Origin of the sequence: Buttiauxella sp. BIGb0471 (assembly GCF_024807715.1) — a bacterium.
GTDB lineage: Bacteria > Pseudomonadota > Gammaproteobacteria > Enterobacterales > Enterobacteriaceae > Buttiauxella > Buttiauxella agrestis.
The window spans coordinates 1,068,864-1,082,862 of sequence record NZ_JANUEU010000001.1; the positions used below are offsets into that span (position 1 = coordinate 1,068,864).

Consider the following 13,999-nt stretch of genomic DNA (forward strand, 5'->3'; position numbering starts at 1 on the left):
TTCTCGTGGTACCGCTCCCATGAGAAAACTAAAAATGCAGAAAATTAAAGAATTGCTGTCATCAATTTATGACAACACGTTAAATAAATCAGTTACAGATACTTTTATTTCGCGGGTAGAGCAGGGCAAGCATGTCAGGATGAAAACCCGCAAGCAAGGTTGGGACGAAAGTGATGTAGTGCTCATTACCTATGCCGATCAATTTCATCATCTGAATGATAAAACCTTAAAAACATTGGGCGACTTTTATAATCAATGGCTAAGTAAGAGTTTTTCACATATACATCTGCTGCCATTTTATCCATGGTCATCAGATGATGGTTTTTCAGTGATTGATTATCATCAGGTTGACCCTGTATGTGGCGACTGGGACGATATTGCAAAATTAAATAAATCAACAAGACTCATGTTTGATTTTGTGTGCAATCATATTTCAGCGAAAAGCAGTTGGTTCCAGCAATATCTCGAAGGGAGTCCTGAATTTAAGAATTTCTTTATATCGGTTGATCCCGAATCTGATTTATCAGCCGTTACACGCCCTCGTGCATTGCCACTTTTATCGCCATTTACTCTTTCAGATGGCACAAAACAACATATCTGGACCACTTTCAGCGACGACCAAATTGACCTCAATTTTGCCAATCCGCAAGTATTGCTGGCAATGGTTGATGTCTTGCTGCATTACCTGGACGCAGGGGCAGATTATATTCGCCTCGATGCGGTGGGATATATGTGGAAAACACCCGGTACCTGTTGTATTCACCTGGAAAAAACACATCAACTCGTTAAACTTTTCCGCGCTATTGTTGATGAAGTCGCACCAGGCACCGTGCTGATTACCGAAACCAACGTTCCGCACAAGGACAATATTTCCTACCTCGGTAACGGTCACGACGAAGCGCATATGGTGTATCAATTCCCGCTGCCGCCGTTGGTTCTGCATGCTATACACAGCGGTTCTGCGAGGGTGTTAAGTCAATGGGCTGCGTCTTTAGAAACCGCAGAAAACAACAATACCACCTGGTTTAACTTCCTTGCTTCTCACGACGGTATCGGCCTCAATCCGTTACGCGGAATTCTGCCTGAAGAAGATATTCTGCACCTGGTCAACGAACTGCAGGAGCAAGGCGCATTAGTTAACTGGAAGAATAATCCGGATGGTACACGTAGCCCGTATGAAGTTAATGTGACTTATATGGATGCGTTAAATCGTCGAGATAGCAGTGACGAAGAGCGTCTTGCGAGATTTATCCTGGCACACGCTATTTTGCTGGCATTCCCCGGCGTCCCGGCAATATACATTCAAAGTATTCTTGGTTCACGTAACGATTATGCAGGTGTTGAACGCCTGGGCTACAACCGGGCTATAAATCGCCAGAAATATGACCTGCATGAAATTGAAAGCCAATTATCAGGTGAAAACGAATTGCGTGAGCAGGTCTATAAAAAATTATCGCACCTGATTAATGTTCGCCAAAAACAGGCTGCGTTCCACCCTGGTAGCTCTTTTAATACGCAATGTATTAATGACAATTTACTTGTGATTAAACGGCATTCAAATAAAGGTGATGACGTCCTGGCGTTATTTAATTTAAGCCATGTGTCGCAGCCCTTTATGCTGCCGGACAATAATTTCGAAGACTTAATCACCGGGCTAAAAATTAACGGAAAGCAATCTTACAACATGCAACCTTATCAGGTGTTATGGCTTAGTTATTAATATAAGGGAATAACCATGAAAACGTCTAAAACGGTGCTGTTATCAGCACTAATAGCCGCTGCTTTGCTCTCAGGGTGTAAACAAGATGATCCTCAACAGGTCACGATAGAATTTATGCATTCATCGGTTGAGCAGGAACGCCAGGCCGTTATCAGCAAATTGATCGAGCGTTTCAGCCAGGAAAATCCACAAATCATCGTCAAGCAAGTTCCGGTTGAAGAAGACGCTTACAACACCAAGGTCATTACGCTTGCGCGCTCCGGGGCGTTACCGGAAGTGATTGAAGTGAGCCATGACTACGCCAAAGTCATGGATAAAGAACAGCTTATTGACAGGGACGCGGTGAAAATGGTCATCGCAGGTGTCGGGGAAAACAGTTTCTATGATGGTGTGCTGCGCGTGGTACGCACCGAAGATGCCACGGCGTTTACAGGCGTGCCAATCAGCGCGTGGTTAGGTGGCATCTGGTATCGCAAATCAGCCCTGGCGAAAGCGGGGATCACGGAGCCAAAAAACTGGACCGAATTGCTTAATGCCGCACGCAGCATGACCAACACGGCGAATAAAAAATATGGCATTGCGCTACCTACCGCTGAAAGCGTGATGACCGAACAAACCTTCTCACAGTTTGCGCTCTCCAACGGGGCGAACGTCTTTGATGCTGCAGGGAAAGTCACGGTTAACTCCCCGGAAATGCTCGCATCACTCAATTACTACCGGGATCTGGCGCAATACACCATGCCGGGTTCCAACGATGTCATGGAAATTAAAGATGCCTTTATGAATGGCACCGCGCCTATGGCCGTCTACTCCACCTACATCCTGCCTGCTTTCTATAAAGACGGCTCGCCGCAGGATTTGGGTTTTGTCGTGCCAACGGAAAAATCACCGGCGGTGTACGGCATGCTCACTTCTCTGACCATCACCTCAGGCCAAAGCAAAGAAGAGACTGAAGCGGCCGAGAAATTCGTCTCCTTCATGGAAAAAGCACAGAACTCTGCCGATTGGGTATTGATGTCACCGGGCGCGGCGCTGCCGGTCACCAAAGCGGTGGTTGAAACCGATAGCTACAAAAATAACAACGTGATCAAAGCCTTTGGTTCACTCCCGTATGAACTGATTGCGCAGTTCGCTAACGTGCAGGTCTTTGGTTCAGTGGGTGAGAAGAACTTTACCCGCATGGGGGATATCACCGGTTCGGCCATTTTAAGTGAGATGGTGAACCAGGTGACGGTTGGCAAGCAGGCCACGGCTCCAGCGTTGGATAAAAGCCAGCAGCGCATCGTTGAATTAATGAAACAACACTGATCCACAGGATAAGTCATTATGAAGAAGTGGTTTTCTGGCCGCTCTGACATGCCATTCGCCATGATGCTTCTCGCACCCAGCTTGCTGTTGCTGGGTGGCCTGGTCGCCTGGCCGATGCTGTCGAACATCGAAATAAGTTTTCTGCGTTTACCGTTGAATCCGAACATTAATGCCCGGTTTATCGGTTTGGAAAACTACATCAATATCCTGACGGATGCGGCTTTCTGGCAATCGTTATGGACCACGTTCTGGTACACCGCACTGGTTGTGCTCGGCAGCACCGGTCTGGGACTTGGCGTGGCGCTGTTTTTCAACCGTGAATTTCGTCTGCGCAAAACGGCGCGTTCGTTGGTGATTCTTTCCTACGTCACACCGTCTATTTCGTTGGTGTTCGCCTGGAAATACATGTTCAACAGCGGCTACGGCATTGTGAACTACCTCGGTGTGGACGTTTTGCATATGTTTAACGAAGCGCCACTGTGGTTCGATAACCCCGGTAGCAGTTTTTTCCTGGTGGTGCTGTTCGCCATCTGGCGCTACTTCCCGTATGCCTTTATCTCATTTCTTGCCATTTTGCAGACCATCGACAAATCGCTGTATGAAGCAGCAGAAATGGACGGTGCAAACGGCTGGCAGAAATTCAAAATCGTTACGCTGCCCGCGATTATGCCGGTGCTGGCAACCGTGGTCACGCTGCGCACCATCTGGATGTTCTATATGTTCGCCGATGTCTGGTTGCTAACCACCAAAGTAAACATTCTGGGCGTCTATCTCTACAAAACGGCCTTTGCCTTTAATGACTTAGGTAAGGCTGCTGCAATTTCTGTGGTGTTGTTCGTCATCATCTTCGCCGTCATCTTGCTGACCAGAAAACGGGTAAATCTAAAATGACTGCTAATAACCGCAAACTGCTCGGCCGTGTGGGTTTTTACATCGGGCTGGCTCTGTTCCTGCTGGTCACATTGTTCCCGTTCTTTGTCATGTTGATGACCTCGTTCAAAAGCTCGCAGGAAGCGATTTCCCTGCATCCGACTATCTTCCCGCAGGCGTGGACGCTGCAGCATTACATCGACATTTTTAATCCGCTCATTTTCCCGTTTTTGACCTATTTCAAAAACAGTCTGGTGGTGTCGTTAACGTCCTCCGCCATTGCGGTGCTGATTGGCATTCTTGGCGCGTATGCACTTTCTAAACTGCGTTTTAAAGGGCGCATGACCATCAATGCCAGTTTCTATGCGGTGTATATGTTTTCGGGAATTTTGCTGGTGGTGCCGCTATTTAAAATCATTACCGCCCTGGGAATTTATGACACCGAACTGGCGTTGATCATCACCATGGTGACGCAAACGCTGCCGACTGCCGTGTTTATGTTGAAAAGTTACTTCGACACCATTCCGGACGAAATCGAAGAAGCGGCAATGATGGACGGCTTAAACCGCCTGCAAATCATCTTTTACATCACGGTGCCGTTGGCAATATCCGGCCTGGTTTCCGTATTTGTCTACTGCTTTATGGTGGCGTGGAACGACTATCTGTTTGCCTCTATTTTCCTCTCCAGTTCTGAAAACTTCACATTGCCAGTTGGCCTGAGCACGCTGTTCAGTACGCCTGATTATGTGTGGGGAAGAATGATGGCCGCCTCATTAGTGACCGCATTACCGGTGGTGGTGATGTATGCGATATCGGAACGGTTTATCAAAAGCGGCCTGACTGCAGGCGGCGTAAAAGGTTAACCACCCAATAATTTAAATATCGGAGTTGAACAATGAAGAAGTTAATCGCAAGCGCACCGCGCGTAGCCCAGTTAGTTGAGTATGAAGATCGCCCGGTACAGGCGCATGAAGTCAAAATTAAAGTCGCGTTTGGCGCACCAAAACACGGCACCGAAGTCGTGGATTTCCGCGGTGCCAGCCCGTTTATCGATGAGGAGTTCAACACCGAGTGGAACCTGTTTGTCCCACGTGCTGAAGGGGCGGCACGCGGCATTGAGTTTGGTAAATTTCAGCTCGGCAATATGGTGGTAGGTGAGGTTATAGAACGTGGTTCTGATGTGACCGACTACCGAATCGGCGACCAGGTTTGTACTTATGGCCCATTGCAGGAAACGGTCATTGCGAATGCTGTAAACAACTATAAATTGCGCAAAATGCCCGCTGGTTCGAGCTGGAAAAATGCCGTGTGCTACGACCCTGCACAGTTCGCCATGAGCGGCGTGCGTGACGGTAATGTGCGCGTAGGGGATTTTGTCGTGGTGGTGGGCCTCGGCGCCATTGGTCAGATTGCTGTTCAGTTGGCGAAGAAAGCGGGCGCGTCGGTGGTGATTGGTGTTGATCCTATTGCCCATCGCTGCGAAATCGCCACACGCCACGGCGCAGATTTCTGCCTGAACCCGATAGGTACCGACGTCGGACTCGAAATCAAGAAAATCACCAACAAGCTTGGCGCTGACGTGATTATCGAAACCAGCGGAAATGACCAGGCGCTGCAAGGTGCTCTGCGCGGTATCGCCTACGGCGGCACCATCTCTTACGTCGCTTTCGCCAAACCTTTCCACGATTTCAACCTCGGGCGCGAAGCGCATTTCAACAACGCAAAAATCGTCTTCTCACGCGGCAGCAGCGAGCCAAACCCGGACTATCCGCGTTGGGATCGCAAACGTATCGAAGAAACTTGCTGGGAACTGCTGATGAACGGTTATCTCAATTGCGAAGACCTGATTGACCCGGTCGTTACCTTCCACGATAGCGCGGAAAGTTACATGAAGTACGTCGATCAACACCCTGATCTGAGCATCAAAATGGGCGTTTTATTTTAATTTAAAAGGACTTAAATCATGAAAATCGGTACTCAAAATCAGGCGTTTTTCCCGACAGATATTCTGGAAAAGTTTAAATATATTAAAGCCATGGGCTTCGACGGCTTTGAAATCGACGGCAAGCTATTGGTGGAAAACGTTCAGGCGGTCAAAGCCGCAATTGCTGAAACCGGTCTACCCGTGACCACGGCTTGTGGCGGCTACGATGGCTGGATTGGCGATTTTATTGAAGAACGCCGCCTTAACGGACTGCAACAGATCACCCGCATTCTGGAAGCGCTGGCAGAAGTGGGCGGCAATGGGATTGTGGTTCCTGCAGCGTGGGGCATGTTTACCTATCGTTTGCCGCCGATGAATTCACCGCGCAGTCAGGCGGGTGACCGTAAAGCCGTGAGTGATTCTCTGCGTTATCTGGATGAAGTCGCCGCGCGTACCGGCACAAAGGTGTACCTCGAACCGCTCAACCGTTATCAGGATCATATGATCAATACCCTGGCGGATGCGCGCTCATATATCGAAGAAAACCAACTCAAACATACGCAAATCATCGGCGACTTCTATCACATGAATATTGAAGAAGACGATATCAGCCAAGCGTTCCATACAAACCGCGATTTGTTGGGCCACGTGCATATTGCCGACAATCACCGCTACCAGCCGGGAAGCGGCAGCATTGATTTCAAAAAACACTTCGAACAGCTTCGCGCCGATGGCTATGACGGATACATCGTCTACGAAGGCCGCATTCGTGCGGAAGATCCGGCAGCGGCATATCAGCAATCGCTGCAATTTTTGCGTACCTGCTAAGAGGCAACGTGAGATGAGTCGAAAACTCAGGGTGGCGATTATCGGTGGCGGCCAGGTCGCAGAAACCGTACATGCGTCGTATTACCTGACCCGAAGCGAACTGGAACTGGTGGCTGTCGTTGACAGCAATATTGAGCGTGCGCAGTCCCTCGCAAACCGTCTGGGAATTGCACATGCCTTCGCGAATACGGATGAAATGTATCGCCAGTGCCAGCCGGATATCATCAGTGTGTGTACACCGAACCGTTTTCACCATCAGCATGTTATGCAGGCGCTGGAAAACGGCTGCCATGTGATGTGTGAAAAACCACCAGCGATGACACCGGAAGAAGCCGCTGAAATGCGTGATGCCGCGCGTAAAACCGGGAAAGTGCTGGCCTACGATTTCCACCACCGTTTTGCCAGCGACACGCAGTTTTTACGAGAACAAGTGGTCGCCGGCACGCTGGGTGAAATTTATGTCACCACCGCAAAAGCGCTGCGCCGTTGTGGTGTGCCCGGCTGGGGCGTGTTTACCAACAAAGAGCTGCAGGGCGGCGGGCCGTTAATTGATATCGGCATTCATATGCTTGATGCGGCCATGTACGTGCTGGGGTTCCCGGCAGTGAAGCGCGTTTATGCTCATTCATTCCAGAAACTCGGGACGCTCAAACATAGCGGGCAATTTGGTGAGTGGGACCCGAAAACCTACACCGTTGAAGACGCGCTGTTTGCCACTATCGAATTTCACAACGGCGGCATCCTGCGCCTGGAAACCTCGTTCGCACTGAATATAGAACCAGTTTCGGTGATGAACGTTGAGTTCTGCGGCGTGAATGCAGGTGCAACGCTGTTCCCGGCGCACATCTATCAGGATGAGTCGGGTAAATTGGTGACGTTGTCACAACGTGAAGGTGCAGACACTGAACGCCACTCCAAAAGTATGCGTGCCTTTGTTGATCATGTGCTTGGCGCACCGGTCAGCATCGCTGATGCAGAGCAGGGCTACCTTATTCAGCAACTGGTCGCGGCAATTTATCGCGCGGCAGAATCAGGAGAGAGCATAGATTTATGAGCACTCTCACAAGGCTTCAGGAGCCGGAATTTAGCCCCCATACGCTGAATAAATTTGCCACTTTGATGACGGCGGGTAACGGCTATCTTGGCCTACGCGCCTGCCATGAAGAAGCGTATACCGACCAGACTCGCGGCATGTATTTGGCGGGCTTTTATCATCGCTGCTCGCCACTTGAAACGACGGAACTGGTGAACTTGCCAGACATCCTGCAGATGCGCATCGAATTGGATGGTGAAATTTTCACGCTGTTGGCAGGTCAAGTCGTGGAATACCAGCGCGAGCTGGATTTTGCCACCGGAGAGCTGCGCCGCAATGTGCTGTGGCTGGCCCCAAACGGCAAGCGTTATCGAATCGAATGCCGGCGGTTTTTATCTGCCGCGCAGCATTCATTGGTCTGTTCACGCATCGCCATTACACCCCTGGATAGCGAAGCTACAGTCACAATCAGCACCGGAATCGACGCCACGCAAACCAACTCTGGCCGCCAACACCTGGATGAAACCAGCGTTCGTGTCTTTGAACAGCGTTACTTGCAAGGCTGCTATCGCACGCTCGATGGTAGCAACGAAGTGATTATCAGCAGTTATTGCGCGCTACCATCTGAAAGTCACAGCAGTTTTTATGCGAAAAACCGCCGTCTGACACAGCACTGTAGCGGCCTTGTCGCCCAGGGTGAGGCTTTCAGCGTGGTGAAAACTAGCTGGATTGCCAGCTCGCTTGATGAAAACTATCGCGCTGAAACCTGCGCGGAACACGCACTGCAAAACCTGATGCAATGCGTTGAGTGCGGGTACGAACAGCTTCTTGCGCAGTCAGCTCAGGTCTGGAATGGCTACTGGCAGCGTAGTCGCGTAAAGCTCGAGAGCGTGAATGAAGAAGATCAAATCGCGCTGGATTTCGCGTTGTACCATCTTTTCGCCATGACGCCCGTTCACAACGAGCGCTGTAGCATTGCCGCCAAAGGGCTGACGGGCGAGGGCTATAAAGGCCATGTTTTCTGGGATACTGAAGTTTTCCTGCTGCCATTTCATTTAATGACTCAGCCACATATTGCCCGCCAGTTACTGAGTTACCGTTGGCATAACTTGCGTGGTGGGCAGAAAAAAGCACAGGAAAACGGCTGGCGAGGCGCGCTATTCCCGTGGGAAAGCGCGTGGACGGGTGAAGAGGAAACACCTGAGTTTGCCGCAATCAATATCCGGACGGGTTTGCGCCAGAAGGTTGCTTCTGCGCTGGCGGAACACCATCTTGTCGCTGATATTGCCTGGGCTGTTGATGTGTATTATCAGGTAACTGCCGACGAAGTTTTCATGCGCGAACGCGGAGTGACCCTGCTTCTGGAAACTGCACGATTCTGGATAAGCCGGACGGTAAACGTGAACGGAAGGCTGGAACTGCACGATGTTATCGGCCCGGATGAATACACCGAGCATGTTGATAACAACGCCTACACCAATTATCTGGCATTCCACAACGTAGAGCGGGCAAGGCACTATGTGCTGCAATTCGGCATTCAGGACGCTGCATTTGTCAGTGCCGCGGATGATTTTCTGGAACGCCTTTGGCTGCCACCTGCCAATGAGCAGAACCTGATTGCACAAGACGATACCTTCTTTAGTAAACCGACTATCGATCTCACGCGTTACAAACAGCAGCAGGGCACGCAGGCGATTTTGCTCGATTATTCACGCGCTGAAGTTAACGAGATGCAAATCCTCAAACAGGCTGATGTGGTGATGCTCACTTACATGTTGCCGTGGCGTTTTACGGCTGAACAGTTGGAGGCGAATCTTGGGTACTACGAGCCAAGGACGATTCACGACTCGTCACTGAGCAAAGCTATTCACGGTGTGATTGCTGCTCGTTGTCACCGAGTCAATCAAGCTTACGAATTCTGGCAGCAGGCGGGCCTTATTGACCTCGGCGACGATCCGCACAGCTGTGACGACGGCATTCATGCTGCCGCCACGGGCGCAATCTGGCTGGGCGCGGTGCAGGGGTTTGTTGGGTTAACCGTCGAACAGGGCGAACTTCACCTAAACCCACGAATGCCCGCGCAGTGGCAATCTGTCGCGCTGCCGTTTTTCTGGCAAGGAACACAAATTCATCTCATGTTAACTCACCAGCACATCACAATTTCTGGCGCGCAAAATACACCGCTAACGCTTTGGCTGGGTGGAAAGCACATCTCATTTGTTGGTACACAAACGTTTTTGCTGGCCGAGTTTTTTACGCCCGCTAATGGGAGCGGTACCAAGAAGGGGGCGGAACAATGAAACCTCAGGCGGTTATCTTTGATTTAGATGGCGTGGTGACCGATACCGCCCATCTGCATTTCCTCGCCTGGCAACGTATCGCTCATGAGATAGGTATTGCGATTGACGAACAAATTAACGAGCAGCTTAAAGGCATCAGTCGTATGGGTTCTCTGGAGAGAATCTTGCGTAGCGGCGGGGCAGAACATCGCTACAGCGCGCAGGATAAACATCGCCTGGCGGAGCGCAAAAATGCGTTCTACGTCGCCTCCCTTCAGCAATTGAACCCCGGTTCAGTATTGCCCGGCATTGCGGCATTGCTCGAAGAACTTCATCGGCAGGATGTGCGCGTTGGCCTGGCGTCGGTTTCGTTAAATGCCCCACGCATTCTTGAGGCGCTCGGTTTAGTCGAGCAATTTGATTTCTGCGCCGATGCCAGTCGAATTCAGCGCTCAAAGCCCGATCCCGAAATATTCATCGCCGCCTGTGCGGGGCTGGGGGTTGCACCCGCTAACTGTATCGGTATCGAGGATGCTCAGGCAGGAATCGAGTCGATTAACGCCAGCGGCATGCTTTCGGTAGGAATTGGAGCGCAACTCTTAAACGCTGATTTATTGCTGCCAGATACCGCGCAACTGAACTGGCCGCTTCTGCAAACATTCTGGCTAACCCAACATAGCGTGAACGCTGTGTGAGAAAAGGAACACGTGATGGCACAACTCTCGTTGCAGCACATTCAGAAAATTTATAATAACCATGTTCATGTGGTGAAAGATTTCACCCTCGAAATCGAAGACAAAGAATTTATCGTCTTTGTGGGCCCCTCTGGCTGCGGAAAATCCACAACTTTACGCATGATTGCCGGGCTTGAGGAGATTAGCGGCGGCGAGCTGCTGATTGACGGCGTATGCATGAACGATGTTCCTGCAAAATCGCGCGGTATCGCCATGGTGTTCCAAAACTACGCGCTATACCCGCATATGTCGGTTTACGACAACATGGCATTTGGCCTGAAAATGCAGAAACTGGATGCCAAAATAATTGATGAACGCGTGCAGTGGGCAGCTTCAATTCTGGGGTTGAAAACCTATCTTGATCGCAAACCGGCGGCACTTTCCGGCGGGCAGCGCCAGCGTGTCGCGTTGGGGCGCGCCATTGTGCGCGAAGCGGGCGTATTCCTGATGGATGAACCGCTGTCGAACCTGGATGCCCGGCTGCGTGTACAAATGCGTGCAGAAATTAGCAAACTGCATCAAAAGCTGAACACCACCATGATTTACGTCACTCATGATCAAACCGAAGCCATGACAATGGCGACGCGTATCGTGATTATGAAAGACGGAATTATTCAGCAGGTCGGGGCGCCTAAAACCGTTTATAACCATCCCGCTAATATGTTTGTTGCCGGTTTTATTGGTTCGCCATCCATGAATTTCATTCGCGGTACGCTGGATAACGGCCATTTTGTTACCGAAACGCTGAAACTGGCGATACCCGAAGATAAATATGCGGCATTAAAGCTCGCGGACTACCAGCATAAACCAGTGATATTGGGGATTCGTCCGGAAGATATTTTGCCATCACCAAAAGATGAAGGGGTTGATGCTCATATTACGGTTGCCGAACTCACCGGAGCTGAATTTATGTTATATGCCACAGTAGGCGGGCATGAATTAACGCTACGAGCTAATTCAGATGTTGATTATCGGGCAGCGCAAAATATAAAAATCACCTTTGATATGAATAAAAGTCATTTTTTTGACGCTGAAACTGAATGCGCCATTAACTAAATAATTAATGCTGTACCCTGCCGGGAAGTTATTCCCGGTTTCTTAGTTATTTTTGACAAGGAAATCAAATGAAAAAGATACTTCAATGCGCAGCGCTTATTGCCTGTGCCGCGCCTCTCTATGTTCATTCCGCAGAAGCTGATGCATGGCATTACAATATTGGCGCCATGTACGAAATAGAAAACGTGGAAGGGCAGGCTGACGATAAAGACGGGCTTTATGAGCCATCGGTCTATTTCAATGCCAGCTACGGGGCGTGGACCATCTCGATGACGATGTATCAGGAAGGTTCTGCTGACTATAGTAATTTTACGCGTGGTACCTATTTTAATCGTCCTGAATTAGATATTCGCTATCAGATTGTTGACAATGACGCATGGTCATTGGGTTTCACCGGGGGGCTTCGTAATTATGGTTATCACTTTAAAAATGATGATGGTTCTAATAATGGAACAGCTAATACCCAACGTTATAAGTTCCAGCCTGACTGGAATGTGAATATCAACAATGACTGGAGCTTTAACGGTTGGTTAGCCTACTATCGTTTTGATAACGATCTTGACCAAACCGGGTACTCTGATAGCCGCGTTGAAACGGAAACTGGATTTACCTGGAAAATCAATGAAACCGTTTCTGTGCGCACTAACTATTATTTGGAACGTGGATTTAACACCGAAAGCGATAAAAATAACGGTGAGTTCTCAACGCAGGAAATACGCGCTTATCTGCCGATTGCTTTAGGGAATACCACCTTAACGCCTTATACCCGATTGGGACTGGACCGCTGGACAAACTGGGACTGGTCTGAAGATATTTATCGCGAAGACCACGACTATAACCGCCTGGGAATGCTCTACGCCTATGATTTCCAGAACGGCCTGTCTATGACGCTGGAATATGCCTACGAATGGGAAAATCATGACGAGGGTGAGAACGATACGTTCCATTACGCGGGCATTGGTGTGAATTACGCGTTCTGATCCAAATGCTTTAGCAAGAATAGTTTTGTAGAGGGTATAAGCATTAGCGTCATCCACCATTTACACCAGTGGTGCCGGATGACGCTGTGCTTATCCGACCTACGAAGAGGCTTTCATCAGTCTCACCCGTTTATTACGTTGACATAATCGAATCAGTCAACGTTATCACTGTCGGAATGATTGTTCTGCCCGGAGCTGCTTTCCCTGTTATTTTATCAAACAACAAGGCACTACCAGCGGTACCTAATTCAAGTGTCGGAACTTCGATTCCACCAGGTGGTGGAGAAAGTAAAAAACTGAGCATGTCATTGCTATAACCCGCAACAGATAATTGCTCGGGTATTTTGATTCCTTTTTCTTGCGCGATACGGTAGATGCTCATTAGCTTCAGGCTATCTGTGGCAAATATTGCTTCTGGGATATTCTCCCCGCTTAACAATTTTTGCGCGGCCTCAAGTGCCGTTTCATTGGTATATCCACCATCAACGATCCATTCATCAGGCAGATTAATATCTTGCTGACGCAGGCAATCTTTAAAGCCAGCAAGGCGGTCGACTGAAACATGATAATCGAGCGGGGCGTGCAGACAGGCAATCTTACGATGCCCTTTATTGAGCAGCGTTTGTGTCAGCGCGATACTGTCGTGATAATTATCGGTGTCGACGGAACAAACATGTTTGAATTCACCGTCGACTTTACCAATCACAACCACCGGAATAGCGTACTGATCTAACTCTTCAAAAAATGATTCATCGGTCGGTGAGCTGAGCATAATTATGCCCTTAATCATTTTCTGTTTGATTTTACTGACGCATTTTTGCAGGTCTTCTTGACTATTTTTGGATGTTTGCAAAATGACGTCAAAACCTTCCAGTTCTGCGCGAGCGGTAATTGCGTGCAACACTTCAGAGAAAAAGGGATTTCCCGCCGTGGTTTTGGTCGAGCGCGTGGAGATCACCATAATCGCATCAAAGCCGGAAGACGTTAGCCCTCGGGCTAATTTATTCGGCTGATAATTTAACTCTTCAATGGCTTTTAAAACACGTTCGAGCGCTTCCGGTGAAATATTGGTTTGCTTATTCAGCACGCGCGATACGGTGGATTTGGAAACATTCGCCAAACGGGCAATATCATAAATGGTGGGCGACATGACTGAACCGGTCCTGTTCTGCGCCAAAAGATAACGCATATTACTGAACACGTAACGGGCTGTCTATTGGCGATGCGTCAGTGTAAATAGGTGTAAAATGATTCTATGTCCTTTGAT

General features: G+C 49.3%; 12 protein-coding genes. 11 read left to right on the plus strand and 1 reads right to left on the minus strand.

The window, feature by feature from the left end:
- Positions 1 to 34: 34 nt before the first annotated feature.
- From M2371_RS05045 to M2371_RS05095, 11 genes are all read left to right on the plus strand, one after another.
- Positions 35 to 1,720: a sugar phosphorylase gene (locus M2371_RS05045; protein WP_259267048.1), complete on the plus strand. Its 1,686-nt coding sequence runs from the start codon at positions 35 to 37 to the stop codon at positions 1,718 to 1,720.
- Between the two features lie 15 nt (positions 1,721 to 1,735).
- Positions 1,736 to 3,028 carry an ABC transporter substrate-binding protein gene (locus M2371_RS05050; RefSeq protein ID WP_259267049.1) on the plus strand — a complete coding sequence of 431 codons (1,293 nt, stop codon included), beginning with the start codon at positions 1,736 to 1,738 and terminating at the stop codon, positions 3,026 to 3,028.
- An 18-nt stretch (positions 3,029 to 3,046) separates the two neighbouring features.
- Positions 3,047 to 3,919 carry a carbohydrate ABC transporter permease gene (locus M2371_RS05055; RefSeq protein ID WP_259267050.1) on the plus strand — a complete coding sequence of 291 codons (873 nt, stop codon included), beginning with the start codon at positions 3,047 to 3,049 and terminating at the stop codon, positions 3,917 to 3,919.
- Positions 3,916 to 4,761 carry a carbohydrate ABC transporter permease gene (locus M2371_RS05060; RefSeq protein ID WP_259267051.1) on the plus strand — a complete coding sequence of 282 codons (846 nt, stop codon included), beginning with the start codon at positions 3,916 to 3,918 and terminating at the stop codon, positions 4,759 to 4,761. Before M2371_RS05055 ends, M2371_RS05060 begins: the two co-directional genes overlap by 4 nt.
- 32 nt (positions 4,762 to 4,793) lie before the next feature.
- A complete protein-coding gene (locus tag M2371_RS05065) occupies positions 4,794 to 5,843 on the plus strand; it encodes a zinc-binding alcohol dehydrogenase (protein WP_259267052.1) in 1,050 nt (349 codons plus the stop codon).
- A gap of 18 nt (positions 5,844 to 5,861) precedes the next feature.
- The gene (locus M2371_RS05070) at positions 5,862 to 6,650 is read left to right on the plus strand and encodes a sugar phosphate isomerase/epimerase (RefSeq protein WP_172894102.1); all 789 of its coding nucleotides are present in this window, start codon (positions 5,862 to 5,864) and stop codon (positions 6,648 to 6,650) included.
- A 13-nt stretch (positions 6,651 to 6,663) separates the two neighbouring features.
- The gene (locus tag M2371_RS05075; protein ID WP_259267053.1) at positions 6,664 to 7,704 is read left to right on the plus strand and encodes a Gfo/Idh/MocA family protein; all 1,041 of its coding nucleotides are present in this window, start codon (positions 6,664 to 6,666) and stop codon (positions 7,702 to 7,704) included.
- Complete coding sequence (locus M2371_RS05080; protein WP_259267054.1) at positions 7,701 to 9,983, plus strand: glycoside hydrolase family 65 protein; 2,283 nt, start codon at positions 7,701 to 7,703, stop codon at positions 9,981 to 9,983. The genes M2371_RS05075 and M2371_RS05080 overlap by 4 nt, the downstream gene beginning before the upstream one ends.
- Positions 9,980 to 10,657, plus strand: a complete 678-nt coding sequence (gene pgmB, locus M2371_RS05085) for a beta-phosphoglucomutase (protein WP_259267055.1) — start codon at positions 9,980 to 9,982, stop codon at positions 10,655 to 10,657. The genes M2371_RS05080 and pgmB overlap by 4 nt, the downstream gene beginning before the upstream one ends.
- A gap of 15 nt (positions 10,658 to 10,672) precedes the next feature.
- Entirely contained in the window at positions 10,673 to 11,752 is a 1,080-nt protein-coding gene (locus M2371_RS05090; protein ID WP_172894110.1) for an ABC transporter ATP-binding protein, read from the plus strand.
- A 68-nt stretch (positions 11,753 to 11,820) separates the two neighbouring features.
- Positions 11,821 to 12,732, plus strand: a complete 912-nt coding sequence (locus M2371_RS05095; RefSeq protein ID WP_259267056.1) for an OmpG family monomeric porin — start codon at positions 11,821 to 11,823, stop codon at positions 12,730 to 12,732.
- A 133-nt stretch (positions 12,733 to 12,865) separates the two neighbouring features.
- Here M2371_RS05095 and M2371_RS05100 read toward each other — a convergent pair whose 3' ends face one another.
- Complete coding sequence (locus M2371_RS05100; RefSeq protein ID WP_172894114.1) at positions 12,866 to 13,882, minus strand: LacI family DNA-binding transcriptional regulator; 1,017 nt, start codon at positions 13,880 to 13,882, stop codon at positions 12,866 to 12,868.
- Between the last annotated feature and the right edge of the window lie 117 nt (positions 13,883 to 13,999).